The following is a 25,106-nucleotide window of genomic DNA, read 5'->3' as shown; positions in this document are numbered from 1 at the left end:
CGCAAAACTCACGGGACAGTATAGATTCTTTGTAGCAGTTGCAAGTTATGCAGAGATGCGGACCATGCTGCTCGTCGGAGTCAGCCAGCGCCCTTACCGGAACACAGGTTCTTCGAGTTGAAGTGGCGCCTCCCACTTTATAAGCAGGTATCCACAGCCCTAGAAAAAGCCGCGAACATCGCGGCTTTCATTTTCAGCGTGCAGCTTTTTCCAGCGTCCAGCCCAGTACATCCAAGGCATCACAGCCGTCCTGGATCAACATGTGTGCAGCATTGGCGAAATGCTCCAGGTCGTGACCTTCGGCTTCCTTGACGCACAGGCAGGTGACGCTGTTGAGCAGATTGCGTGCGGCTTTGAGTCGGTGGACGGCGGTTTCGAGAAGATCGGAAGCGCGGGCTTCGGTGTCGATGTATAGCGTCGGGCCGACACTGAAATTGCCTTGGAGCGGGTGGTATTTGGGCATGGCTTGAATCTCATCTGATAGGTGAAGTTCCCACCCTTTCGCGGCTAAACGAATTGGGGTGGTAGCTGTACGCGGGTTAGCCGACCGGACAGATGACTCCGGCACACCCGAAGGTGTCCCACGCACAGCCACCATAGACACGTAGATGTCAGGCAGCAAAAAGCGCCACGATTATACGGGCGCTTGTGCATCATCTGTAACGACCGGCTAAAGTCGATCACCGATTTGTCGGCGACGAGCAAACTATAGGTGAGCCTCCAGCGAAGTGAAACCCGGTTTATGCGTCTCGGAGCCGTCCTACACCTTTCTCGGAAATGCCTCTTTCTTTGATTTTTTTACCGCTCACGCGGGGATCGTTCAACCTTCTTTCTGTACGCCATAATCCTGCTCGTTTTCCAGATCTACAAGGCGTGTGGTTGGGCCATTCGCTTTCAGCCGCTCAGTGACAACTTTCGGCCACAGTTTGCGGGAGCGGCGTTTGGCGAGGTTGTAGGTGAGCTCCTGAATCCGAAACCATGGGTAAAAGAGAAAAGTAAGAAAAAGCATGACTACGTCGCTGCCGCCCAAGTAGTTCTTGCCGCCACTTTCCGCTCTTTTCTTTTTTATGTCGTTGAAGGTGTCCTTGAACCAGCCGCTCATGTTTGGCTGCACGGCCAGTTGGCTTTGTACGAAAGCATCAGACTCGCTGTGATTTCCCTGCTCGTCGAAATACGGGCCGTTGTTCATATAGGAACGAATGTATTCCCAAAAGCCTTTCTGCATCGCCAATGATTTGCCGAAAGGGGGGCCGAGGCTGACCATCAATGCAACTTCTGGTGTTTCAAACTGCTGCATGCGTATTTCAAGTGAGGCGCTTTGCACGCCACCAATGTGGGTTCCAACTAGCTGGTATTCATTAGCCACGGCGGTTATGCCATCCCAAGGAGTGTGGAGCAGTTCACCTTCGTGTTCGAAATACACTTCGCGGGTGCGACGGTTAAACAGGATAGGCAAAGGCAAGGGACGGAGGACTTCCCAAAGGAAAGGCACGAGGAATACCGGTAGCCCAATTCCAAGCATTATGTAAAGAGCTTTCAATTCAGAGCTTTGGATAAAGCTGTAAATACCGATACCTAAACTTCCAATGAGAACCCAGCCACATAAACCAGTAAGTTGCCCTCGTCCCGCATCCCCAACAGCCGATAACGCTAAATAGTCCTCTGTATGATCCTCCGTAAGAAATAACTCCATAGGCTGTTCACCGGTGGGTTTATCCGCTTCGAGCAGTACGGTGGGGGCGGCGCTGTAGCGCGGTTGTTCCGGCGTATTCATATCCATGCCCAATCCTTGATTTTTACCGCTGGCAGCGTCAGTCCTTCACGCGGCGAATAGATCAAATCGCCCTCAATGCTCCACAAATCCCGCACGCCGTCTTCATGGTAGACGCGCCGGTATGGGGTTATGCCAGTTTGCACAGTAATCCGGCTGCCACTATGCCGATCAAAATTTTCACCTGTCCAGTCGACCTTTTTGACCCGGTCGGAGTGATATCCGAGTGTATCGCGCCAGATTTCATGGCCTTTGAAGTGAATCATCCCATCCGTCATCTGAATGTTTTCCCCCGGTAGGTTCAACATCAAGTAGGTGGAGGTGACTTGCCCTTGATAGGGGTGCAACTCTCTCAGTCGGAAGACTTCAAAACTGACAGGAAACAGAATGGGATATAGACGTTCCATTGACAGGGTGTAGTTATTTGACCAAACGCTGTCCGGACGGATACCGAAATGACTGTTTTTTACCCATTTTTCCAGCGGTGAATCCGTCGTATAGAGCCGGGCAATGATCCCACCCACAATCACCACGGCAAGCCCCAAAAGCTTGACACCCAAGTGAGGCACGACATCCATCCCTTTAGAAATAGCCGCCGCATCCCCCGCTATAACGGCCGCTCGCGCAACGCGCAGCGCCCGGAAGGCTTGAGCCTGGAGCCTGATACTCGCTACTGAAGCCCCGATCAGCCCCAGATTAACGGAGAAGGTGTCGAAGTCACCCGCCTGGAACGCCTCAAAGGCTTCAAAACCATAGACCACCACATCAAAGCAGAGGAAAGCTGACTGTGCCAACGCAGCACCTGCGGCCATTCCCATGGCTCGAACTAACGCGAGCCTTGCTGGAATAGAACTTTTGCCGCTCTGGCTAACAACAGAAGTCCAGTTAACCTCTGCCACCCGCTGAGCAACTGCCGCGCCTGCTGCTCCAACTCCGACCAAAGCACCTAACGCGCCGAATCCTCCTTTGGTTGTCGGCTTACTTGCAAATTGATCCATTGACCAATAAAAATTCAGCCCTGCCATCAACGTCACCAAAACCTTGATCGGCGCTTTGTCCCAAGTCCCTTTCAGATCCAGCACGCTACTCAAATCCACACCCGCCGCCAGATTTACCGGCAACGGAGGCAATTTGGTGCTGGCCGGCACCAGATGCATGAACGGCACGCTCTGCCCCAAAGCCGCGACCAGCGGTGCAACGCTCAAATGAGCAGGCGCCGTTGGGCGTGTCCCCATCAAGTCGCTGTACCACTCCCCCAGCTGACGTGAGGTAACGCCCAACGTTTGGATGCGCTGGTCGCTACGAGCCAGAACCGCCGCCATGTACAAGCTCCCGGCGGTGCTGGCCGGATTTTGTGCCCGATGCAGTTGCAACCCAGCAACCGGAGCGATGGCCAGAAACAAGGCCTCAATGCTCGAGGCCGGTTTATGTTGTTTCAATTTGTCGGCGGTCTTGTTCACTGCATCGGCATACCCGAAAGCGCTGGCAAGCTTGCTAGCACCTTCCTGCAACGCCGTCGTGTTGTCGTTGAACGCATCGCCCAGATCGACGAGGTATTTGATTTCGCCTTTGCCAAGCCGTGCGGGTAATCCGAGCAAAGCCCAAAGCAGCCAGGGTTTACCCGGCGAGTTGCCGTCCAGATTCAGAGTAATGGCCTGAGCGCCGATGCTGGTATTGGCCGGCCCGAGGCAAGCCGCCGCGAAATGCAACTCCAGTGCCTCACGCGCCATCGACTGGGTGATGTCGAAATGACCACAAGCCGTGTCCATGCTCGACGGTCCAGCCACTTGCAGGGTGTTGAACCACGCCACCCAGAGTTGGGCCAGACGCCGCGTGTCGGCGGTATACCGGTCGTTCTGAATCTCCTGATCCTTCCACGCGCGCTGGAGTTCGTCATAGCGAGTGATAGACGGCAGTTGTGCACTCAGTTGGCGGTCGCCTTCGCTCAGTGACTTGATGACACTGGCCATCGCCCACTCTTCAGCGTGATGTTCCTGGTAACTGTCGAACGCTTCTTTACGCACACGCATCAGCGCGGCAAGGTCGAGTAGCACGCCCCATGCATCATCAATGACGGCGTAGGTCTGCTGTTCGCAACGCCCCATCTGTTTGAGCACTTTCAACCAGTCGGGGGCGTGCTCCGTTTCGGGCTCCCCGCTCCAACCATAGTTCGTCACATCGGTGTATTCGCCAATCTGTTGGGCGATGGTGTCGACCTTGCCACTGAACGGCGCAACGCCCGGCACAAAACTGCGCATGATGCGCTGACGCACCGATGGGTCTTTTCTAGTGGCCTCGTATTGCGCCTCACTCCAGCGAATGGGCGACCAGACCAATCCGGCAGGGTCGCCCGCTCTCAATAACAGATGGGGTTTGGCTCGGGTGTCGATCACCCTGCCTGCACGCGGGGTTTGGGTGAGCTGAGCTTTTTCGACCTGATACTCCACCAACTTGGGTGGACTGCTCTCCCAGACGTAGAGCCAACCGTCGCGCAACAAACGCGAGGTGTAGCTAAGCGCGTGCGCGGTCAAATCAGGATGCCGAGGCCCCAACTCGGGAAACGAACCGCTCAACGCCGGTAAGTCGTAGGCATCAGTATCGACAGCGAGGGTTGGGCCAAGAGCGTATCGCAGGGGCAAAACGGCAGCGAACAGCGGGCACGTTCCAACGCGAACTTTACTCTGGGCACTCATGCGTTTTTCTCCGGGTGGGTGGGAAGGCTCAGTGCATGCAGAAGCGGCTCAGGCAGGGTGATTTGCGCGACCAGACCTTTATTGGCCGGCGCTGAGTCGAATTCCGGCGCTTCGTTTTCCCAAGCGCACACCGGCGCGTTGCCATGACGCAGCCAGACGCTTTCCACACCAAACCAAAAGCCTGCTGGCCATTGCACTCCGGCCAACCAGGCGCGTCGCAGAACCGAGCCATCCGCCAGGCGCAGCCATAGCTCTCGCTGGTATTCATCAAATATGCGCAACCGACGTTGCAGGATCGGGAGCCATTGCTGGGCACTCTGTGGAGTAGCCAGCCAAACACCGTGTTGCAAGTCAGAGCCACCCCACCACGCGGCGTAGGCTGCGCTACTCAGTGAGGCATTGAGCAGAAATGGCCCCGCTGCGCCAATCGGCTCGTAGGCGGTTCCCTTGAAAAGCGATTGAGGAGCGTCTGCGCCGTAGTGCTCGTGAAGCCAATCGAAAGCGTCCTCATACTGGGCACCGTCAAGCAGGAGCAGGCCTTTGTTCGGGCTGATCGGGGTCATGCTTCAACCCTCTCTGTTACCTGATGTTCCAGGGCGGCATCGCATATGGGGCAAATGCCGGTATCGGCCTCACGAAAGACGATGTTCTGTTTGAGCAGGGCTTCCATGGGGAGGGTGTCGATAACCACTGCCTCGGCAGCTTGGGGAACTACTGACAGTGCCGCCTGCCCGGGCAGGCCCGCGACCGGCGAACCACCCTCGACAATGGCCACACTGCTGAAAATCCCGCTCGAATTAATGACGATGTGCTGACCACCGGCCATAAGCGTCAAGCTCGTTCCGGCATTAATGACCACATTGCTCGCGCTGACATGGGCATGCGGCCCAGCCTGAATCACCAGAGTGCCCTCTGCCGTCGTGCTGCTATTGCCGGTGATGGTGATCAGTTCATTGCCGCCGATCACCGTGTTGCGCACCCCTTGGGTGGTGTGCAACTCGTCGCCCTTGATCAGGCTGGCGCTGTTTCGGTCGACCTGTTCGAAACGGTCGTTGCTGATCAGGCTGTGGCTGTCGCGGGTGATCTGCTCGCGGCGGTCGTTGCCTATCTTGGTGTCGCTGTCGTTGAGGACAAGTTGCTCAAGGTCGCGTTGGGCGCGCAGGAAGATTTGTTCCTGCCCAGCACGGTCTTCAAGCGACAGCTCGTTGTAGCCGCCGGTGTGCGGGGAGCTGTGGCTGCGCAAGACGGTTTTGGTTTTGTGCTCGGGCAACGAATACGGCACGGACGTGACCTTGTTCGGTACGCACCCGGTAATGAGCGGATTGTCAGGATTGCCGTCCAGATAAGTGATGACGACTTCCATGCCGATGCGCGGGACGGTCACCGCACCAAAGCTGTCACCCGCCCAACTCGATGACACCCTTAGCCAGCAGCTGCTTTTTTCACTGTTGAGTTCGGCACGATCCCACGGCAGCTCGACCTTCACACGACCAAACTCGTCGCAATAAATCTGTTCGCCGGCCGGCCCGGTGACACGAGCGGTCTGGCTGACCAGCGCCGGTCTTGGTGCGGGTATCGGTGGCCGATAAAACACATCCCAGGGAATGGCGCTGAAGCTGTTGCGATAGCCTTGGGTAAAACCGTCTTCGGATTTGACGTCGCTGGTGATGGCCTCTTCAAGTGATTGAGGTTGTTTCCCAATGTGACGAAGGCTTACCAGCAACCACAAATCGTTGCAGCTTTTGCGCGGGTGCTCGGTCAGGTCAAAATAGTGACCACTGCGCAGGCTCGGTTGATCGCTGTTGCCCTCGGCTAACTGGTAATCGGCACGGTGGCGCTCCAAGGCCTGGCGCGCGAGTTGTTTGCCGCGTTTTTCGTTCTCGATGAACGCCGGGTAGCGATAGTCTTCGAGCTCTGGACTGAACTCGGCGGTGAAGCGGCTCTCCAGCAGCAGGCTCGGCCGTTTCAGGTCATAGTCCCGGCGCGTGACCGTGCTGGTCCGGGTGCTGAAACGCATGGAAAACTGGCTGACCACCGGGTGCTCCGCCACCATGCCGGAGCCTTGCTGATAAGGGGTTTCGCCCAGTTTGGGGAAGCAGGTCTGGTCGTCGGTGAACACCAGCAGATGACCGTCTGGCGAATGCTGGTGATGCCAGGCGATGCCGTCCTCGGCGCACAGCCGCTGGACGAACTCGAAGTCATTTTCCCCATACTGCGTGCAGTATTCACGCTCGGGGCTGGTGCTGACATGGAAGGTAAACGCATCGGCCTGAATGCCGTGGCCCTTGAGTACCTGCGCGATGATCTGCGGCACCGTCAGGTGCTGAAAAATCCGCTGATTGTGGCTGAACTGCAAGTAGTGCAGCGCCGGCACCAGGGTCAGGTGATAACGGGTCAGGCGTTTTCCGGATTCACCGACGAATACGTCTTCGATACGGCCATGAAGGCCTTCACTGTGATGACCGAACTGGAGAAAGGCAGGCTGGCTGAGCAGACTCTCCAGATCGAAATCCGGGTGTTCGCTGACCAGCTCAACGCGGATCGCGTACAAGGCGCTGATGGCCTCGACCCCGTCGAAGGCGAGGACTTTGAAATCGTTGCGAACAGTGGGGATTTTTAGTTCGAAGTGCGACGTATTGGCCGACCGGAAAATACGCTTTTCCTTAAGCAGAGAGGAAATGAAGCGCGACGTCCAAACCGTCCATGGTCTGTGCTCGCGAAACTGGCGGGCACGTTAACAACGGGAAAAACGGATAGATGTAAGACCGATCTTTAAAACAGGAAGGAAATTTCGCCACCGAAGATCGCCGCCCCCCCAAACGAATGACTGGCAAATCCCAACTTCAGAAATGACAGGCACAAAAAAGCCGACATCACTGTCGGCTTCTTCGTGGGTTATTTTGCTGATCCCGATCATTTTCGTAACGTCACGAAAGTGATCGACAGCATGGTCACTTCTTCGGCGGTTCCGCCGGTTTCGGTGCCGGGTTTTCGAAGATATTCAAACGCTCGCGAAGCTCATGGGCCGGCAGCGGTTGTTTATCCGCCGGCAATGCGTTCGGATCGACCGGCGTGGCCGGCACTTCGCCCGGGCCACCCTGGCCTTGCGCTGGCGCTGGCGCAGGTTCAGCACCTTGCGAACCTTCAATGGCCTTTTGGGCTTTCTTGGTCAGCACCACGATGTCGATCCGGCGGTTGACCGGGTTGAACGGGTTCTCCCGGTCGAACAGCGCCGACGAGGCATAACCGACGACCCGCGCTACTTGCTGATCCGGATAGCTGCCAGCGACCAGCGCACGGCGAGCGGCGTTGGCGCGGTTGGCCGAGAGTTCCCAGTTGCCGAAATCACCGGTGCCTGAGTACGGCTTGGCATCGGTGTGGCCGCTGATGCTGACCTTGTTCGGCACCGCTTTGATGGTGTCGGCCATGGCCAGCAGGATGTCTTCGAAATACGGTTTCAGACGTGCTGAGCCTGAGTCGAACATCGGCCGGTTTTCCGCGTCCATGATCTGGATGCGCAAGCCGTCCTGTGTGATTTCGAACAGGATCTGGTCCTTGAATTTTTGCAGCTGCGGGTTTTCATCGACCTTGTTCTGCAATTCTTGCAGCAACAGTTCCAGGCGTTCCTTCTCGACCTGTTCGGCCATGCCTTCGACCTGTTCAGTATCGACGGTGACGCGGTCGGGCTGCGGCTGGGACTTCACCTCGGGGTTGAGGGTGTTCTCTGGCGCCAGGGTCGGCGAACCGCCCAGATCGATGATGTACGGCGTGCCGCTTTCGGTGAAGCCGACCGGGTCCTTGAAGTAACCGGCGATGGCGATCTTCTGTTCCGGCGTGGCGGTGGACAGCAGCCACAGCACCAGGAAGAACGCCATCATCGCCGTCGCGAAGTCAGCGAAGGCTATTTTCCAGGAGCCCCCGTGATGCCCGGCCGCGTATTTTTTTACGCGCTTGATGATTATCGGCTGGTTATTTTCCATGACTTAGCGACCGCGAACCGCTTGTTCCAGCTCAGCGAAGCTAGGACGGTGCGCCGGGTACAGAACCTTGCGGCCGAACTCCACCGCCAGCGATGGCGGCATGCCGGAAGCCGAAGCCACCAGCGAGGCCTTGATGGCTTCGTAGACGTTCAGTTCTTCCTTGGCTTCGTGGGCCAGGGCATGGGCCAACGGGCCAAAGAAACCGTAGGCGGCGAGAATACCGAAGAAGGTACCCACCAGTGCCGCCCCCACGTGCAGGCCGATCATTTTCTGGTCGCTTTCACCCAGGGAGGCCATGGTCACCACGATACCCAGTACGGCCGCGACGATACCGAAACCGGGCATGGCGTCGGCGATGCCGTTCACCGCATGGGAAGGATGATCCAAATCTTCCTTGAGGCTGGTCAGCTCCATGTCGAACAGGCCTTCGAGCTCGTGGGGAGCCATGTTGCCGGAGGACATGATGCGCAGGTAATCGCAGATGTACGCGGTCATGCGGTCATCTTTCAGTACCGCCGGGTACTTGGCGAAGATAGGGCTCGCGGCGGCGTCTTCAATGTCGCCTTCGATTGCCATCATGCCTTCGCGGCGGCTTTTGTTGAGGATCTCGTAAATCAGACCCAGCACTTCCAGATAGAACGTGTGACTGAAGCGCGAGCTGAACATTCCCAAGGCTTTCTTGAGAACGAGCTTGAACATGTGACCAGGGTTGGCCTGCAGGAATGCACCGAGGGCCGCACCACCGATAATCATCACCTCGAAAGGTTGAATCAGGGCGGCAATCTTGCCGTGGGAGAGCACGTATCCGCCGAGCACGCTCGCGAATACGACGATGATGCCGATTATTTTAGCCATAGGTAGGAGAGCACTTACTGAGTCGGGTTCAAGGTCATATTCGGAAGTTAAAAAATCTCTTCTTCTACTTATCGGCAAAACTGCGCCAGACTATAGCCCGTTCAAGCGAAAAGCTAATTTAGCCCTCTGGGGGCATAGGTAATGCAGACGATGATCACGTCCAACCATGGCTAACGAAACGAACAATCCAACCCCGAAACCGACCACGCTTGAAGGCTGGGTAAAGCTTCTCGACGGCGTGCGCCTGCCGGTTCCGCAAGACAGTCACGACCGTGTCTGCAAGGCCCTCGCCGATAATCGCAGCTCGCTTCGTGACATCGCCGATTTGTTGCAGGACAGCCCGGCACTGGCCTTGAGCGTGATTCGCGAAGCCAATCGCCACACCCACGGCAGCATGACCGAGCCGGCGGAAAACCTTGAGGTGGCGATCAATCGTCTCGGGCTGAAACGCACTGAGGAACTGCTCGCCCGGTTGCCTGCCGAACCTCAATCCCAGATCCCGGTGGCGTTGCGTCAGCTGCAGATGATCAGCCAGCACGCGACCCAACAGGCCAACGGCTTTTTCGCCGGTCGGCTGGCGCGGCTCTGGCAGGACATCCACTGGGGCAGCCTGCTGTTTCTCTCACCGCTCTGGCCGATGGCGTTGACTCATCCGCAACTGCTCGAAGAGTGGGAGTTGCGGGTCATCCATAAAGGCGAGTCAGCGCGCAAAGTCGAAAAGCAATTGTTCGGCGTTCGCCTGCTGGACATCTGCCAGGCGCTGGTGGACATCTGGCGCCTGCCGATCTGGGTACAGCAAGGTTATCGCCTGCTGCTCAACGAGCAGCGCGAACTGGTCAAAGTCCTGCGCATTGCCCGGGACAGCGAGCATCCGTTGCGCCAGCAAAACCGCCTCGATGACGATCCGACTTTGCGTCGCTGGCTCAACCAACCGGCCAATACCGTGTTGCTGGCCAATGGGCTGGCACTGTCGGCGCAACAGGCCTGGGACAGTCCGCACAGCGAGCGCTGGCAATACCTGACCAGCCTTTACCTGCAAATGCCGATGAGCGACGTGCAGCAGCAACTGCATCAACAAGCCGTCAACAGCGCGCACCAGCAAGCCATGCCGGACATCTGGCACCCTGCCGTAGCGTTGATCTGGCCCTCGGGCGTGAACCGCATTCACGCCGGGTTGTTGCCCGCTCCGGCGCCGACCACCGAAGACCTGACGGCATGGCGTAAACAATGTGCCGAACTGCTGGTCGAGCCGAGCCGCTTCACCAATGCGATGCACTTGACCACGTCGGCCCGGGACGCACTGGTCGCGTGTGGCATGCGTCGGGTGATGATTTTGATGGCAGACCGCACCCACGCCAATTTGCGTGCGCATCAAACAGCCGGGCTGGCGAAGGAAGCGGCGGGGCTGAACCTGGTCGTGAGTCAGAGCACCGTGCTGCAACGGTTGCTCTCGCAACAGGCCCAGGTGCGATTGACCCCGGCCAACAACGCCCAGTTCTCAGCGTTGCTACCCGCCAGCCTGCGTGCGCAGTTTCGCGGCGAACACCTGCTGCTGCGCTCGCTGGTCAACAATGGCCGGGTGATCATGGTCGTTGTGGCGGATCAGGGCGGCGGCCCCTTTTCGGAAATCACCGTGCAAGCCTTCGGCAAAACCGCGCAGTGCATTGAAAAGGCACTCCATAGCTTTAGCCAGCGCGGTCAATGAATGCTGCGCTACAATCCTCCCCTTTGTGCTCTGGAGACCTCACATGTCTGACTTCTCTGGCTTGGCGCTGGTCATCGAGCCGAGCGACTTGCTCCCTCGCCTTGAGTCCCGCGAACTGATTCTGGTGGACCTGACCAGTAGTGCCCGCTATACCGAAGGGCATATTCCCGGTGCGCGCTTTGTCGATCCGAAACGCACACAACTCGGCCAGGCGCCCGCGCCGGGGCTGATGCCGCCGCAAGCGGCACTCGAAGCGTTGTTCGGTGAATTGGGACATAACGCCAATGCGACCTACGTGGTCTATGACGACGAAGGCGGCGGCTGGGCCGGGCGCTTTATCTGGCTGCTCGATGTCATCGGCCATCGCAACTACCACTATCTCGACGGTGGCCTGACGGCCTGGCTGGCAGACGGCATGCCCATGTCGATCCAGGTCCCGGCCCCCGTTGGCGGCCCGGTTGCGTTGACCCTGCACGACGAACCGACCGCCACCCGCGAATACCTGCAAAGCCGTCTCGGTGCCGCCGACCTGGCGATCTGGGACGCGCGCGGCCCGCTGGAATACTCCGGCGAGAAAGTCCTGGCAGCCAAGGCCGGGCACATTCCCGGCGCGGTGAATTTCGAATGGACGGCCGGCATGGATCAGGCGCGCAACCTGCGCATCCGCACGGACATGCCGCAGATCCTGGAACAACTCGGTATCACCAAAGACAAAGAAGTCATTACCCACTGCCAGACCCACCATCGCTCTGGCTTCACTTATCTGGTGGCCAAATCCCTCGGTTATCCGCGGGTCAAAGGCTACGCCGGTTCCTGGGGCGAATGGGGCAACCATCCCGATACGCCCGTAGAGATTTAAGGTTTTTAAGGACAGTCAATGAATAAGCGTTTGTTTATCCTCAGCCAATACCTGCTGCCTCACCATTTGCTGTCGCGACTGGCCGGCTGCATTGCCGAATGCCGCGTGCGCTGGTTCAAGAATGCCTTTACCGCCTGGTTCGCCAAGCGCTATCAGGTGGACATGTCCCAGGCGCTGGTCGAAGACCTCACCGCTTACGAGCACTTCAACGCGTTCTTCACCCGCGCTTTGAAAGACGGCGCTCGCCCGCTCGATGAAACCCCGGGCGCCATTCTCAGCCCGGCCGACGGTGCAGTCAGCCAACTCGGCCCGATCGAACACGGTCGCGTGTTCCAGGCCAAGGGCCACAGCTTCAGCGTGCTGGAATTGCTGGGCGGTGATGCTGCCAATGCCGCGCCGTTCATGGGCGGCGATTTCGCGACGATCTACCTGTCGCCGAAAGACTACCACCGTGTCCACATGCCGCTGGCAGGCACCCTGCGCGAGATGGTCTACATCCCGGGGCGGATTTTCTCGGTCAACCAGACCACCGCCGAAAACGTGCCGGAACTGTTTGCCCGCAACGAACGCGTGGCGTGCATTTTCGACACCGAGCGCGGGCCAATGGCCGTGGTGCTGGTGGGCGCGATGATCGTGGCGTCGATCGAAACCGTATGGGCTGGGCTGGTGACGCCACCGAAACGCGAGCTGAAAACCTTCCGTTACGACGAAGCCGCCCGCGCGCCGATCCATCTGGAAAAAGGTGCGGAACTGGGTCGCTTCAAGCTGGGTTCGACCGCTGTCGTACTGTTCGGGCCGGACCAGGTGAAATGGGCTGAGGGGCTCGGTGCCCTGTCGCCAGTACAAATGGGCCAGGCGCTGGGCCTGCCAACAGCCTGATTGGCTGATCCGCCCCGTCGAACGTCTTCGAAGGGGCGGACATTTCGGTAGCGCCGTTACTCTATCTGTCCACGAAAGCCGATCGGCCCTTCGTTGGCGTAGGTATTGGTGCCACTGAGGTTTTTCCCTCCATCATTGGAGGTGACGCTCAACGCGACAACGTTCTGATTATCACGGCCGCCGATGACCCACTTGCCACCCGGATGCCATGGAGCGTCGTTGCCGCCCCACTGATTTTCCACGTTGTACTGGTTCTGGCCCGTGCGCTGAGCCTTGAAGCCAATGGGACCTTCACCCGCGTAAGTCATGGTGCCGGTGAAGCTCTTCCCGCCATCGCCCGATTTGATCTCGATCGCGACCACGTTCTGGTTGTCCCGCGCACCTAACGTCCAGTCTCCGCCCGGATGCCAGGGTGCCGAACTACCGCCCCATTGATTTGCCACTACGTATCTAGACATGAACCTCATCTCCTTGAAGTTACAAGAGACCTGCCCTGCGTAGGCAGCAGGCCGCACGACCGTGCGTATCCAGTCGCACGTGTGTCAGATTAGTAGTACGCCCGGGCGGCACTCGACTGACAGACAAACGGTCGACATCCGTAACTGCTACAGTCAGGTCATTCACTGCCCATTTTCCGGTTGGAGTTTTCCACGGCATGAATGAGACCAGCCCTCACCTGCTGCTACGTGCACCGATCCCGACGCAGTTGCGCCTGTCGTTCTGTGAACCGACGCCACGCGACCTCAAGCGCTGGATCGCCAACCTGCCCAAAGCCAACATCGGTGAAACCGCTCGCCTGCTCTATCAAGGCTTGAGCGAACTCAACCAACTGCTCACCCCCAGCGACAATCGACTGCAACTGCTCGAACTGTTGCGACCCGAGGTGTATTACGTCTGCAAACACCTCGAGCGGCATTTCCTGCACCAGGCGATTGTGCTCGACGAGCGTTCGCGCAAGATCGCCAACCTCTGCCAGGCCCTGCAAAGTCACTTGGCTATTGGTTACAAACAGATTGTCGTGCGCATCACCCCGCGCTTCAGCAAGGACAGAGCCCCTCTATTGACACAGGCGCTGCAACGGGCGATCCATTGCCTGAACGGGCCGCTGATTCGCTCGACTCAACTGTATTGCCCGGTACCGGAAGGCCTGTGGCTGGAACTGCATCAGCTGTATCGGATCGCCTGCGCACTCAAACTTCAGCACCTGAGCCTGCGCGATGAACTGGCCAGCCAGACCAAAACCCTGAGCATCGAACAGACTTACGTGACCGCCCTGCTGCTGGGCGCCTCACGCTGCAATCAACTGCGCCAGAACCAGATCGCCCGGCTCGCCGAGGTACTGGAGCCCTGGAGCCGATGGATTAAGTTGCAACCCGGCCAACCCGCTGACGGATTGTTTGCCGTCGCGCCGGACCTCGATACCGGACCGCGCTATCGTTCGAAGTTCAGGGCCGAGCAGCAGGACAGTCTGCTGGGGATTGATCCGCAGCCACTGGTCGCCGCCATCGAAGCGCATTTGCAAGGCGCTGTCGGCACACCACCGCTGCCCGTGCCAAGCGGGCTCAGCCTGGATACGCTGCAACACCTGCACGCCGCCTGGGGCCAGGCGGCCGAGCGCAGTTTTCAACGCACCGTCGGCCACGGCACCTTGACCCTGTGCGTGGGCATGAGCGCGCTGCACTTCTATCTGGGCGGGGAACGTTCATTCAGCGACATTCTGAAAAACCCCGGCACCCGACTCGCGCAGTTCTCGGCAGCGTCCCCGACGAACCAAGGAAAGGACCAATGGCACCAGGCGTTCGACGCCGACCCCCACGGCGGCGCCGATACCTTGCTGCCCTATGAAGAAATTGAATACCCGCACCTTCAGAACGACGACAGCCAGGAAGCGGCCGATAGCAATCGGCACTTTCCGACCTACGCCCTGCCGATCATCAACCACAGTCCCGGCGGTTATTGTCTGGCGTGGCCCAACGCGGTGCCCGCCGAGCTGCAGGCTGGCGAGATGGTCGGCATTCAGGACTCTGCCAATCAAGGCTGGAGTATTGCGGTGGTGCGCTGGATTCGTCAGGTGCGTGGCGGTGGTACGCAGATGGGGATCGAGCAGGTCGCGCCTTACGCCGAGCCCTGCGGGTTGCAACTGGTGCGAACGCGGGACGACCACAGTCAATATCTGCGTGGCCTGTTGCTGCCGGAAATCAGCGCCATCGACCTGCCCGCTACGTTGCTCGCCCCGCGCCTACCCTTTCAGGAAGGCAGCAAAGTGCTGATCAACACCAACGGCCGGGAACGCCGCGCCGGGCTTGATCGGCGGGTGGCGAGCACCAACAGCTTCAATCAGTTTGCCTATCGTTCGCTGGAGGCGACCAAGAACGACAACGCCGCGGTGAGCGGCGCTGAGGAGGATTTCGATTCGTTGTGGAAGTCGCTTTGAGGTAAACCCGATACCTGTGGCGAGGGGGCTTGCCCCCGTTGGGCTGCGAAGCGGCCCCCTGCGTCCCTCAGACATACCGAGTCATCTGGATTTACGACTGCTGCGCAGGCGAACGGGGGCAAGCCCCCTCGCCACAGAGGCCATATCCGACAATCGAAGGCTCAGAGCTGCCCGTCGCGATCCCGAAAGCCCAGCAGATACAGCACGCCATCGAGCCCAAGGGTGGAAATCGCCTGCTTCGCCGACTGTTTGACCAACGGCTTGGCGCGGAACGCCACGCCCAGGCCGGCAATTGCCAGCATCGGCAAATCGTTGGCACCGTCGCCGACCGCAATGGTCTGCTCCAGGCGCAAACCTTCCTTGTGCGCCAGCTCCTTCAGCAGATCCGCCTTGCGCTGCGCATCGACAATCGGCTCGACCGCCACGCCGGTAACCTTGCCGTCGACCACTTCCAGCTCGTTGGCAAACACGTAGTCGATACCCAACTTGGCCTGCAATTGCTTGGCGAAGTAGGTAAAGCCGCCGGACAGGATCGCGGTCTTGTAGCCCAGGCGCTTGAGCTCGGCAAACAGGGTTTCAGCACCCTCAGTCAGCCGCAACGAAGCACCGATGGAATCCAGCACACTGACGTCCAGCCCCTTGAGCAAGGCCAGGCGCTCCTTGAAGCTTGCGCGGAAATCCAGCTCACCGGCCATCGCTCGCTCGGTGATTTCAGACACCTGCTCGCCCACGCCCGCTACCTTGGCCAGTTCGTCGATGACTTCGGCTTCGATCAGCGTCGAGTCCATGTCAAACACTGCCAAGCGACGGTTACGGCGGAACAGCGAATCTTCCTGGAAGGCGATGTCGACGTTCAGTTCCTGGGCGACGCTGAGGAATTCAGCCCGCAGCGCCTGCGGATCAGCCGCTTCGCCGCGCACGGAAAACTCGATGCAGCCCTTGCCCTTGTCGGCCGGAGTGTCCAGCGGCATACGCCCGGACAAGCGATCGATGTGATCGATGTTCAGGCCATATTTGGCGGTGATCGAGCTCACGGCCTGCAGTTGCCCGGCGGTCACTTTGCGGGTCAATAGCGTCACGATGTGGCGCTTTTTGCCCTGGTTGCCGACCCACTGCTGGTAATCCTCTTCGGACACCGGGGTGAAACGCACTTGTTGATCGAGCTCGTAACCCTTGAACAGGATGTCCTTGAGCACCGACTTGCCTTGCTCGGTATCAGGAATTTCAACCAGGATGCCGAACGACAGGGTGTCGTGGATCACCGCCTGACCGATGTCGAGAATGTTCACACCACCCTGGGCCAGAACGCCGGTAATGGCCGCAGTCAGACCCGGTCGGTCGACTCCCGTGATGTTTATCAGGACGATTTCGCGCAAGGCGCACCCCCGCAAGTGGAAAAAAACCGCATTCTACCCACTTTCAGTGACCATCGGGCACCGTGAGCGCTTTGCCGGTCTAGGGCCTGTCGCTATACTGCGCGTCAACTTCACGGACAAAAGAGCCGAGCTCAAGTGAACCGGCCCACGCCAGTAAAAACCGATAACTTCTTTCTGCTGATCTTCCGTGCACTGCGCCACCGCCGTGTACCGATTGCATTGCGCATCGCCAGCCATAACGTGATCCTGGTCGCTCTGGCCCTGGTGATCTACGCCTGCGTGATGGGATTGCAGTTCAAGCAGGCCATGCATGAGCAGGCCGATGCGCTGGGCGAAAGCCTGACCACGCAGACCGCCACCTCCGCCACGGAGCTGTTGGTGTCCAACGACATCCTCAGCCTCAACGTGCTGCTCAACAACCTGACCAAAAACAAGCTGGTGGCCCACGCCGCCATCTACAGCGTGGATAACCGCATCCTCGCCGAAGCTGGTCAACGCCCCAAGCACAGCCTGTTGGGCGAAGCCGAGGGCATGTACCAGAGCAAGATCACCTTCCAGGACGTGACCGCCGGGCAACTGCGCATCAGCCTGGACATGGATCAGTTCCAGCAGCCGATGACCATCAGCCTGCAAAGCATGGGCATTTTGAGTGCGATTCTGCTGGCCCTGTCCCTGGCCTTGAGCCTGCGCCTGGGTCGGCACATCTCCACGCCGCTGCTGCAACTGCGCGTGTGGCTGCGCAATATCGACGAATACACCCCGGCCACCGAGCGTCAGGATGAGATCGGCGACCTGGCCCGTCAGCTGCACGCCAACTTCGCGCCGGAGCCGGCCGAGCCGGAACCTGTGCCGGAGCCGGAATACGACGAAAGCGATTACGAAGAGGCCGACGATAACGAGCCGACCTTCGAAGTGCGCAACCTGCGGGATCCGAGTTTCGATGAAAGCAAGCCTGTGGCCGGCCTCAAGCCTGCACCGCGGCGCAGTGTCAGCACCGTTGAGGACGACGATGACGATGATGCGTTTGCTGACTTGCGTGATGAATCGGCCGATGTTGCACCGAAACCGGTCGCAAAACCGGTGGTCTCGAACGTGCCACAACACAGCGCCGTCCTGGCCGTGCAACTGGGCGCTCAGGATCAGTTGCGTCGCCTGCCTCGTACACGCCTGGAAGAATTGCTGAAACGCTATCGCGATTGCCTCGATCAGGCGGCTTCGCTCTATCAGAGCGAACTGCACACCCTGAACGATGGCAGCACGCTGATGCTGTTCCACACCGAAGACAGCGGCGACGACTACCTGACCAACGCGATCTGCTGCGGTGAATTGCTGCGAGCCTTGGGCCATCAGTTGCAGATTGAAGTCGCGGACAGCGGCATCACCCTGCAATTGCAGCTGGGCCTGACGCTGGGTGATGAGCTGTACGGCCTGAGCCAGATCGACCTGCTGCTGACCGAAGCCGCTCAGGATGCCCTGGCCTTGTCGCAACACAGCCGCAACCTGCTGCTGGTGGAGCGCAAGATCAGTGACGACGCGCTGATCCGTCAGCGTGCACGGATCCGCCCGATTGCCAGCCCTGAGGGTGCATGCTGTGTGGAGCGGTTGATGGAGCCTTATCCGTCGATGCTGGAGCGGCAACTGGCGCGGATGCATGAGCGTCGGGCGTAAGCCTTAAACTCCAGAAGTGAAGAAGCCCGCAGATGATCACTCGTCTGCGGGCTTTTTTGTTGCCTGTTCTGACGCCATCGCGAGCAGGCTCGCTCCCACAGGAGATATCGGCCTCCCACACATCCACTGTGGGAGCGAGCCTACTCGCGATGAGGCCAGAACAGGCAGCAGAGATCTCCAACCTCCAGAAACAACAAAGCCCGCATCTCTGCAGGCTTTGTGTTGAATCAATCCAGGCTTAGAACCTGAACACTTCCATATCGGTGCGGATCGGCGAAGCCATCGGGATCTTTGGCTGTTTCTCTTGCTCGGCTGCAGGTGCAACAGGCTTCGGAGCAGGCTTCTTCGGCGCTTCAGCGATCGGAGGCTGATTAGCCAGCGGTTTGAGCGCCACCGACAACTGCTCGGCCAGACGCTGCAGCAATACGCCCTGAGCCTGAACCTGAGCCGCCGTGCCGCCTGCGTGCTGCTCTTGCAGATGAATGATGCGGTTATCGCGAACCTGGCCACGACGGTCAATCAGACGCCATTGCGCATCCAGGATCGCCGGTTGCGATTCGCCCGAGTCCAGGCGAGTAATCGTCAGCAGCACCTGAACGTCCGGTGTGAAGCCCAATGTCGCAGGCGCCAGCACCACGCGTTGGCTGTCCAGATGACCCGCTACCTGACGCAGCAGCAGCTGATCGATGTCGGAAGACAGGCTTCCCGCCCAACGACCGTCAGGCGACGCTTGCAGGCTGCCATCGGGCTGTCGCTGCAACAAGGTTTCGCGTTGCAGGTAATCCGCAACCGTTACCGGGCCCAGCAGAACCGCCATGCCCGCGCTTTGCGCAGGCTGGGCCGGACTTCCGCTGTCCAGCTGATACAGCGACACCGGTTGGTGAACGCTGCAACCCGCCAGGCCAAGAACGCCAGCGAGCATCAAAATAAAAGGAAGGCGCAGAGCAGTCATCGTCCCATCCAGGTGGTTGCCACAAGGCTAACCACAGTGAAAATACTCAATAAATATGAAGAACGCTCGGCCACGCCGGCGCTTGAAAGGCCATATCATCCGTGAATATGCGTTCCGACTCCAGCGCCAAAGCGTCGATCTACGCGTTAAATCGCAGATCGAGCGCTCTAGGACGCTTAATTGAGGTTTTCGACGAGCAGCGCATCGACCCGCTGGAAGCCACGTGGCAGTTTGTTACCACGACGCCCACGCTCACCTTTGTAGTGTTCGAGGTCGTCCGCTTTCAGCGACAACGTACGTTTTCCGGCCTGCAACACCAAAGTGGCGCCATCCGGCAGTACGGCGATGTCCGTGACATATTCTTCGCGACTGGCCACACGCTCACCGTTGATCCCGATGATCTTGTTGCCTTTGCCCTTACCTAATTGTGGCAGATCACTGATCTTGAAGATCAGCAGGCGACCTTCGGTGGTCACCGAGGCCAGCCAATTGTTCTCGCGATCCGTCACCGGGCGCGGAAGAATGACCTTGGAGTTGTTCGGCAAGCTCAACAACGCCTTGCCGGCCTTGTTCTTGGCTTGCAGGTCTTCACCCTTGACCACGAAGCCGTAACCGGCGTCGGAGGCGATCACGTACAGCGAATCGTCTTCCGGCATCAGCACGCACTCGAAACTCGCCCCTGGCGGCGGCGTCAGACGGCCGGTCAACGGCTCGCCCTGGCCACGGGCCGATGGCAGCGTGTGGGCGGCCACCGAATAACTGCGACCGGTGGAGTCGATAAACACCGCAAACTGGTTGGAGCGACCCGGCGCCAATGCCTTGAAACCATCCCCGGCCTTGTAGGAAAGTCCGGTGGCGTCGATCTCGTGGCCTTTGGCAGAACGCACCCAGCCTTTTTCCGACAGCACGACAGTCACTTTCTCGTTCGGCAGCAGATCGTGCTCGGTCAGGGCCTTGGCTTCGGTGCGCTCGACGATGGGCGAACGACGGTCGTCGCCGTAGGTTTCGGCGTCCTTGATCAGTTCGGTACGCACCAGCTTTTTCAGCTTGGCTTCGCTGCTCAGCAGGGCTTGCAGCTTGGCTTGTTCCTTGAGCAATTCATCCTGCTCGGCCCGCAGCTTCATCTCTTCCAGTCGCGCCAACTGACGCAAACGGGTGTCGAGGATGTAGTCGGCCTGGATTTCGCTCAGGGCAAATCGTGCGATCAGCGCGGCCTTCGGGTGCTCCTCGGTGCGGATGATGTGAATCACTTCATCCAGGTTGAGGTAGGCAATCAACAAACCATCCAACAGGTGCAGGCGACGCTCGACCTTGTCGAGGCGGAACTGAAGGCGACGACGCACGGTTTGAACGCGGAATTCCAGCCATTCCACCAGCAGCGCGCGCAGGTTCTTCAGCTGCGGCTTGCCGTCCAGGCCGATGATGTTGATGTTGACCCGGTAGCTCGACTCCAGCTCGGTGCTGGCGAACAGGTGTTGCATCAGTGCATCGTGGTCAAAGTTTTTCCGCGCGCCCGGAATGATCACGATCCGGCATGGGTTCTCGTGGTCGGATTCATCGCGCAGGTCTGCGATCTGCGGGGCCTTGGACGGTTTGGCCTGCATCATGGCCGCGATCTGCTCCAGCACCTTGGCGCCCGAGACCTGATGCGGCAACGCGGTGACGATGATGTCGCCGTCTTCGATGTGGTACACGGCGCGCATGCGCACCGAACCCTTGCCGGTTTCGTACATTTTCAGCAGATCGGCGCGGGGCGTGATGATTTCCGCTTCGGTCGGGTAATCCGGGCCCTGGATGTGCTCGCAGAGCTGCTCGACCGTGGCTTTTGGTTCATCGAGCAAGCGCACGCAGGCTGTCGCAACTTCGCGCAGGTTGTGCGGCGGTACGTCGGTGGCCATGCCCACGGCGATGCCGGTGGTACCGTTGAGCAAGATGTTCGGCAAACGTGCCGGCAACACCAGCGGCTCATCGAGTGTACCGTCGAAGTTTGGGCCCCAGTCCGCCGTGCCCTGGCCCAGTTCGCTGAGCAGCACTTCGGAATAACGCGACAGCCGCGCCTCGGTGTAACGCATGGCGGCGAAGGACTTGGGATCATCCGGCGCACCCCAGTTACCCTGGCCGTCGACCAGCGTGTAGCGGTAGCTGAACGGCTGGGCCATCAGGACCATGGCTTCGTAGCAGGCCGAATCGCCGTGCGGGTGGAATTTACCAAGCACGTCACCGACGGTACGCGCCGATTTCTTGTGCTTGGAATCGGCGTCCAGCCCCAACTCGCTCATCGCATAGATGATGCGCCGCTGTACCGGTTTCAGGCCGTCGCCGATATGCGGCAAGGCACGGTCCATGATCACGTACATGGAGTAGTTGAGGTAGGCATTTTCGGTGAAGTCAGCCAGTGACCGGCGCTCTACACCGTCCAGGCTGAGATCAAGGGAGTCGCTCATGCGGGCCTCATCGGTTCGTTGTCTGGCGCAGCAGCATGGTGCCACCGCGCTGGGTAAATTCAAGTTTGTTCAGTGCGCTCATACCGAGCAGCACTTGCTTGCCATCCAGGCCTGGCACGACGATGGCGCGCACATCACGCAGCACAATGTCGCCCAGTTGCAGCCGGTCGACGCGGGTTCGATAACCCTCGGTACGACCGTTGGCGGTGCTCAGGGTCACCCCGAAGCCTTGTTCCAGTTTCAGCCGTTCGGCCATTTGCGCCGGGATCGCCACATCGGTTGCCCCGGTATCGAGCATGAAATCCACCGGCTGACCGTTGATCTGGCCGCTGGCGACGAAGTGCCCCTGGGTGTTGCTGGCCAGTTTCACTTCGATAAAACCTTCGCCCTGCTCCGAGGTGACGACCACATTGGGATTTTGCTGCCGATCCTCCCACTGGCCGAAAAACCGCGTCGCCAGGAACAGCGCCGCGCACCAGGCCAGCACCATGAACACCCGGCCGGCGCGCTTTCCCGGCGTTTGCTGGGTCACGGTTTGGCACTCCAACCACCCTCAGGCGCGGCGAAACGCCAGACGACCGGGCGAACCTCGCCATCGGCGCGGGCATCGTTGTTGTTGTCGGTGCCGACCCAGGCCCCCTCGGCATCGACAATCAACGCTTCGGTCAGACCAAACGGATTTTGATAGCGGCGGTGTTCCTGCAAGGCTTCATCGGCAAACGACCAGCAGCGCTCGACCTTGGCCGTCAGCGCGTCGCGGCGGCAGATCTGGTAAGCGTTGCGTTCAAGGGTAAACAGCTTGCCGTTGAACAGCGATACATCGGCAAAATCCCGCGTCACGGCTTTGGCCCGTGGAAACTGTGCCGGCTGCATTTCTTTCCCCGCCTCGCTCAGCAGTACGCAACCACCGTCGCAATCCCACACCGTCTGTTTACGCTTGATCAGCAATAAGCCACGGCTTTGACGCTCGGCGGCGAGCCACAATTGATCGCCCGCCGGATTGATCGCCAGGCCCTCGAACAGCGCATTGAACTGCAATAGCATGCCACTGGCCCGGGCTTCGCGAACCAGCATCGGTGAGATCTTCAGCCAGGATGACGGCCCAACGGGCGGTACTTGCAGGATCGCTGCGTGGGACTCGCTGACGATGTAGCGATTACCGGCGCTGTCGCAAGTGATTCCTTCAAAATCCAGGTCCCCGCCCCGTACAAACGCCGCGACCCAGGCCCGCGAACGCAACCCCCAGGGCAAACCGCTGTCCGGCACTGGAGGCACGCCGATGCCCACGGTTTCGGCCTGCCAAACCGTGTCGCGGGTATCAAGACGATAGATCTGGTCATCGTCGCGATCGGAGACCGTCCACAGGTCCTTTCCACACTGAGCCAACCCCGACAGGTTGCCACCGCGCATGCCGTCGACGGGATGTTCGGACAACAGGCGCAACTCCGGTGCCGGTTCGGCAAACGCCGAAACGGAGATCAGAAGTAACGCACACGCCAGGGCAAAGCCAACCCGCATCAGCCAAGAACCTCGGCGAGGTTGCCTTTGGATTCCAGCCAGGATTTACGGTCACCGGCGCGTTTTTTCGCCAGCAACATGTCCATCATTTCCGAAGTCGCTTCGAAATCGTCCAGCGTCAACTGCACCAGACGCCGAGTGTTCGGGTCCATGGTGGTTTCGCGCAACTGCGGCGGGTTCATTTCACCCAGGCCTTTGAATCGGGTGACCTGTGGCTTACCGCGTTTCTTCTCGGCCACCAGGCGATCGAGAATGCCATCGCGCTCGGCTTCGTCCAGGGCGTAGTAAATCTCTTTGCCCAAGTCGATGCGGTACAGCGGCGGCATCGCGACATAAACGTGACCGGCATCCACCAACGGACGGAAATGCTGGACGAACAAGGCGCAAAGCAAGGTGGCGATGTGCAAGCCGTCTGAGTCGGCGTCGGCGAGGATACAGATCTTGCCGTAACGCAGCTGGGCGATGTCCGCCGAGCCCGGATCGACACCAATGGCTACGGCGATGTTGTGCACTTCTTGACTGGCCAGCACTTCGCTGCCGTCGACTTCCCAGGTGTTCAGAATCTTGCCGCGCAACGGCAGGATTGCCTGGAATTCTTTGTCCCGCGCTTGTTTGGCCGAACCGCCGGCGGAATCACCTTCCACCAGAAACAGTTCGGAACGCATCGGGTCCTGCCCGGCGCAGTCGGCAAGCTTGCCCGGCAGTGCCGGCCCGGCGGTGATGCGCTTGCGCTCGACCTTCTTGCTGGCCTTGAGACGACGACCGGCGTTGTTGATCGCCAGTTCCGCCAGCAGCATGCCGGTTTCCGGGTGGGCGTTGAGCCACAGGCTGAACGCATCCTTGACCACTCCGGAGACAAACGCCGCCGCTTCACGGGAGGACAAACGCTCCTTGGTCTGGCCGGAGAATTGCGGTTCCTGCATTTTCATCGACAGCACGAAAGCGATCCGTTCCCAGACGTCTTCCGGCGCCAGCTTCACACCGCGCGGCAGCAGGCTGCGGAATTCGCAGAACTCGCGCATCGCATCGAGCAAGCCCTGACGCAGACCGTTGACGTGGGTACCGCCCTGCGCCGTCGGGATCAGGTTGACGTAGCTTTCCTGCACGCTGTCGCCACCTTCCGGCAACCACAACAGCGCCCAGTCGACCGCTTCCTTGTTACCGGCCAGGCTGCCGCAGAACGGCTCGTCCGGCAGGCGTTCGAATTCGCTGACGGCGTCGACCAGATAGGAGCGCAGGCCGTCTTCGTAATGCCATTCGACTTTCTCGCCGGTGGCCTTGTCTTCAAAACTGACCAGCAGCCCCGGGCACAGAACGGCCTTGGCCTTGAGCACGTGCTTGAGGCGGCTGATGGAGAATTTCGGTGAATCGAAGTATTTCGGGTCTGGCGCGAAGAACACGCTGGTGCCGGTGTTGCGCTTGCCGACGGTGCCAATCACTTCCAATTCGGTTTTCTTGTAACCGTCACCGAACGTCATCTGGTATTCGTTGCCGTCACGCTTTACGCGCACCCGGACTTCGGTCGACAAGGCGTTGACCACCGAAATACCCACCCCGTGCAGACCGCCGGAGAACTGGTAGTTCTTGTTGGAAAACTTGCCACCCGCATGAAGCTTGGTGAGGATCAGCTCGACGCCCGACACGCCTTCTTCGGCGTGAATATCCACCGGCATGCCGCGGCCGTCATCGCTGACTTCCAGGGAGTGATCGGCGTGCAGGATGACCTGCACCGAGGTCGCATGCCCGGCCAAGGCTTCGTCGACGCTGTTGTCGATGACTTCCTGGGCGAGGTGATTCGGCCGACTGGTGTCGGTGTACATCCCGGGGCGTTTACGCACCGGGTCGAGGCCCGAGAGGACTTCGATGGCGTCTGCGTTATAAGAGCTAGCGCTGGGAGTGGCCATGGGGTCTCGTCGTCCGCCTGTAAAAAGTGTTCTGTGAAAAAGAGTGTTCTGTGAAAAAGAGGCGACGA

General features: G+C 59.4%; 19 protein-coding genes. 5 read left to right on the top strand and 14 right to left on the bottom strand.

Features of this window, described 5'->3' with window-relative positions; genetic code table 11:
* Nucleotides 1-193: 193 nt before the first annotated feature.
* From ACA075_RS02520 to motA, 7 genes are all read right to left on the bottom strand, one after another.
* Nucleotides 194-463 carry a hypothetical protein gene (locus tag ACA075_RS02520; protein WP_461952106.1) on the bottom strand — a complete coding sequence of 90 codons (270 nt, stop codon included), beginning with the start codon at nucleotides 461-463 and terminating at the stop codon, nucleotides 194-196.
* A 357-nt stretch (nucleotides 464-820) separates the two neighbouring features.
* Nucleotides 821-1,780: a DUF6708 domain-containing protein gene (locus tag ACA075_RS02515; RefSeq protein ID WP_497297153.1), complete on the bottom strand. Its 960-nt coding sequence runs from the start codon at nucleotides 1,778-1,780 to the stop codon at nucleotides 821-823.
* Nucleotides 1,771-4,464 (bottom strand): toxin VasX, encoded by a 2,694-nt coding sequence (locus ACA075_RS02510; RefSeq protein WP_497297152.1) that lies wholly within the window; start codon nucleotides 4,462-4,464, stop codon nucleotides 1,771-1,773. Before ACA075_RS02510 ends, ACA075_RS02515 begins: the two co-directional genes overlap by 10 nt.
* On the bottom strand, nucleotides 4,461-5,027 hold the full coding sequence (locus ACA075_RS02505; RefSeq protein ID WP_497297151.1) for a DUF4123 domain-containing protein: 567 nt from the start codon (nucleotides 5,025-5,027) through the stop codon (nucleotides 4,461-4,463). The genes ACA075_RS02510 and ACA075_RS02505 overlap by 4 nt, the downstream gene beginning before the upstream one ends.
* Nucleotides 5,024-7,117, bottom strand: coding sequence for a type VI secretion system tip protein TssI/VgrG (gene tssI, locus ACA075_RS02500; protein ID WP_497299191.1), 2,094 nt, complete (start codon nucleotides 7,115-7,117; stop codon nucleotides 5,024-5,026). The genes ACA075_RS02505 and tssI overlap by 4 nt, the downstream gene beginning before the upstream one ends.
* Before the next feature lie 298 nt (nucleotides 7,118-7,415).
* Nucleotides 7,416-8,444 (bottom strand): flagellar motor protein MotB, encoded by a 1,029-nt coding sequence (gene motB / locus ACA075_RS02495; RefSeq protein ID WP_497297150.1) that lies wholly within the window; start codon nucleotides 8,442-8,444, stop codon nucleotides 7,416-7,418.
* A 3-nt stretch (nucleotides 8,445-8,447) separates the two neighbouring features.
* The gene (motA, locus tag ACA075_RS02490; RefSeq protein ID WP_219093597.1) at nucleotides 8,448-9,299 is read right to left on the bottom strand and encodes a flagellar motor stator protein MotA; all 852 of its coding nucleotides are present in this window, start codon (nucleotides 9,297-9,299) and stop codon (nucleotides 8,448-8,450) included.
* 166 nt (nucleotides 9,300-9,465) lie between these two features.
* Here motA and ACA075_RS02485 point away from each other — a divergent pair, with 166 nt between their 5' ends.
* The 3 genes from ACA075_RS02485 to asd are packed head-to-tail and all read left to right on the top strand — an operon-like array spanning nucleotide 9,466 to nucleotide 12,742.
* A complete protein-coding gene (locus tag ACA075_RS02485) occupies nucleotides 9,466-11,004 on the top strand; it encodes an HDOD domain-containing protein (RefSeq protein ID WP_497297149.1) in 1,539 nt (512 codons plus the stop codon).
* Between the two features lie 43 nt (nucleotides 11,005-11,047).
* Nucleotides 11,048-11,863: a thiosulfate sulfurtransferase gene (rhdA, locus tag ACA075_RS02480; protein WP_497297148.1), complete on the top strand. Its 816-nt coding sequence runs from the start codon at nucleotides 11,048-11,050 to the stop codon at nucleotides 11,861-11,863.
* A gap of 18 nt (nucleotides 11,864-11,881) precedes the next feature.
* On the top strand, nucleotides 11,882-12,742 hold the full coding sequence (gene asd / locus ACA075_RS02475) for an archaetidylserine decarboxylase (protein ID WP_083375180.1): 861 nt from the start codon (nucleotides 11,882-11,884) through the stop codon (nucleotides 12,740-12,742).
* A 56-nt stretch (nucleotides 12,743-12,798) separates the two neighbouring features.
* Here asd and ACA075_RS02470 read toward each other — a convergent pair whose 3' ends face one another.
* Nucleotides 12,799-13,200 carry a lectin OAA family protein gene (locus ACA075_RS02470; RefSeq protein ID WP_094469425.1) on the bottom strand — a complete coding sequence of 134 codons (402 nt, stop codon included), beginning with the start codon at nucleotides 13,198-13,200 and terminating at the stop codon, nucleotides 12,799-12,801.
* A gap of 197 nt (nucleotides 13,201-13,397) precedes the next feature.
* On the opposite strand from ACA075_RS02470, the gene ACA075_RS02465 reads away from it, so the two are divergent.
* Complete coding sequence (locus ACA075_RS02465) at nucleotides 13,398-15,176, top strand: cyclic-di-GMP receptor FimW-related protein (RefSeq protein WP_497297147.1); 1,779 nt, start codon at nucleotides 13,398-13,400, stop codon at nucleotides 15,174-15,176.
* A gap of 161 nt (nucleotides 15,177-15,337) precedes the next feature.
* On the opposite strand, the gene serB is transcribed toward ACA075_RS02465, so the two are convergent.
* Nucleotides 15,338-16,552, bottom strand: coding sequence for a phosphoserine phosphatase SerB (gene serB / locus ACA075_RS02460; RefSeq protein WP_497297146.1), 1,215 nt, complete (start codon nucleotides 16,550-16,552; stop codon nucleotides 15,338-15,340).
* Nucleotides 16,553-16,687: 135 nt separating this feature from the next.
* Between serB and ACA075_RS02455 the strand changes: the two genes are divergently transcribed.
* Complete coding sequence (locus ACA075_RS02455; RefSeq protein WP_497297145.1) at nucleotides 16,688-18,220, top strand: AhpA/YtjB family protein; 1,533 nt, start codon at nucleotides 16,688-16,690, stop codon at nucleotides 18,218-18,220.
* Nucleotides 18,221-18,458: 238 nt separating this feature from the next.
* On the opposite strand, the gene ACA075_RS02450 is transcribed toward ACA075_RS02455, so the two are convergent.
* The 5 genes from ACA075_RS02450 to parE all read right to left on the bottom strand — a co-directional run bounded on the left by ACA075_RS02450 (nucleotide 18,459) and on the right by parE (nucleotide 25,038).
* On the bottom strand, nucleotides 18,459-19,172 hold the full coding sequence (locus ACA075_RS02450) for a PqiC family protein (protein WP_219093583.1): 714 nt from the start codon (nucleotides 19,170-19,172) through the stop codon (nucleotides 18,459-18,461).
* Nucleotides 19,173-19,348: 176 nt separating this feature from the next.
* Nucleotides 19,349-21,616, bottom strand: a complete 2,268-nt coding sequence (parC, locus tag ACA075_RS02445; RefSeq protein WP_403106211.1) for a DNA topoisomerase IV subunit A — start codon at nucleotides 21,614-21,616, stop codon at nucleotides 19,349-19,351.
* Nucleotides 21,617-21,623: 7 nt separating this feature from the next.
* Complete coding sequence (locus ACA075_RS02440) at nucleotides 21,624-22,148, bottom strand: retropepsin-like aspartic protease family protein (protein WP_497297144.1); 525 nt, start codon at nucleotides 22,146-22,148, stop codon at nucleotides 21,624-21,626.
* Nucleotides 22,145-23,134: an esterase-like activity of phytase family protein gene (locus tag ACA075_RS02435; RefSeq protein ID WP_497297143.1), complete on the bottom strand. Its 990-nt coding sequence runs from the start codon at nucleotides 23,132-23,134 to the stop codon at nucleotides 22,145-22,147. Before ACA075_RS02435 ends, ACA075_RS02440 begins: the two co-directional genes overlap by 4 nt.
* Complete coding sequence (gene parE / locus ACA075_RS02430) at nucleotides 23,134-25,038, bottom strand: DNA topoisomerase IV subunit B (RefSeq protein ID WP_064675590.1); 1,905 nt, start codon at nucleotides 25,036-25,038, stop codon at nucleotides 23,134-23,136. The genes ACA075_RS02435 and parE overlap by 1 nt, the downstream gene beginning before the upstream one ends.
* Between the last annotated feature and the right edge of the window lie 68 nt (nucleotides 25,039-25,106).

The organism is Pseudomonas sp. LBUM1663 (genome assembly GCF_059695905.1).
The sequence above is the reverse complement of the archived record's forward strand: the minus strand, read 5'-3'. Positions and strand labels throughout refer to the sequence as shown.

What these genes read in the sequence shown, in the direction of transcription:
- ACA075_RS02520 (WP_461952106.1), bottom strand. Translation starts at nt 463, where the DNA reads ATGCCCAAATACCACCCGCTCCAAGGCAATTTCAGTGTCGGCCCGACG.
- ACA075_RS02515 (WP_497297153.1), bottom strand. Translation starts at nt 1,780, where the DNA reads ATGGATATGAATACGCCGGAACAACCGCGCTACAGCGCCGCCCCCACC.
- ACA075_RS02510 (WP_497297152.1), bottom strand. Translation starts at nt 4,464, where the DNA reads ATGAGTGCCCAGAGTAAAGTTCGCGTTGGAACGTGCCCGCTGTTCGCT.
- ACA075_RS02505 (WP_497297151.1), bottom strand. Translation starts at nt 5,027, where the DNA reads ATGACCCCGATCAGCCCGAACAAAGGCCTGCTCCTGCTTGACGGTGCC.
- motB (WP_497297150.1), bottom strand. Translation starts at nt 8,444, where the DNA reads ATGGAAAATAACCAGCCGATAATCATCAAGCGCGTAAAAAAATACGCG.
- motA (WP_219093597.1), bottom strand. Translation starts at nt 9,299, where the DNA reads ATGGCTAAAATAATCGGCATCATCGTCGTATTCGCGAGCGTGCTCGGC.
- ACA075_RS02485 (WP_497297149.1), top strand. Translation starts at nt 9,466, where the DNA reads ATGGCTAACGAAACGAACAATCCAACCCCGAAACCGACCACGCTTGAA.
- rhdA (WP_497297148.1), top strand. Translation starts at nt 11,048, where the DNA reads ATGTCTGACTTCTCTGGCTTGGCGCTGGTCATCGAGCCGAGCGACTTG.
- asd (WP_083375180.1), top strand. Translation starts at nt 11,882, where the DNA reads ATGAATAAGCGTTTGTTTATCCTCAGCCAATACCTGCTGCCTCACCAT.
- ACA075_RS02470 (WP_094469425.1), bottom strand. Translation starts at nt 13,200, where the DNA reads ATGTCTAGATACGTAGTGGCAAATCAATGGGGCGGTAGTTCGGCACCC.
- ACA075_RS02465 (WP_497297147.1), top strand. Translation starts at nt 13,398, where the DNA reads ATGAATGAGACCAGCCCTCACCTGCTGCTACGTGCACCGATCCCGACG.
- ACA075_RS02450 (WP_219093583.1), bottom strand. Translation starts at nt 19,172, where the DNA reads ATGACTGCTCTGCGCCTTCCTTTTATTTTGATGCTCGCTGGCGTTCTT.
- parC (WP_403106211.1), bottom strand. Translation starts at nt 21,616, where the DNA reads ATGAGCGACTCCCTTGATCTCAGCCTGGACGGTGTAGAGCGCCGGTCA.
- ACA075_RS02435 (WP_497297143.1), bottom strand. Translation starts at nt 23,134, where the DNA reads ATGCGGGTTGGCTTTGCCCTGGCGTGTGCGTTACTTCTGATCTCCGTT.
- parE (WP_064675590.1), bottom strand. Translation starts at nt 25,038, where the DNA reads ATGGCCACTCCCAGCGCTAGCTCTTATAACGCAGACGCCATCGAAGTC.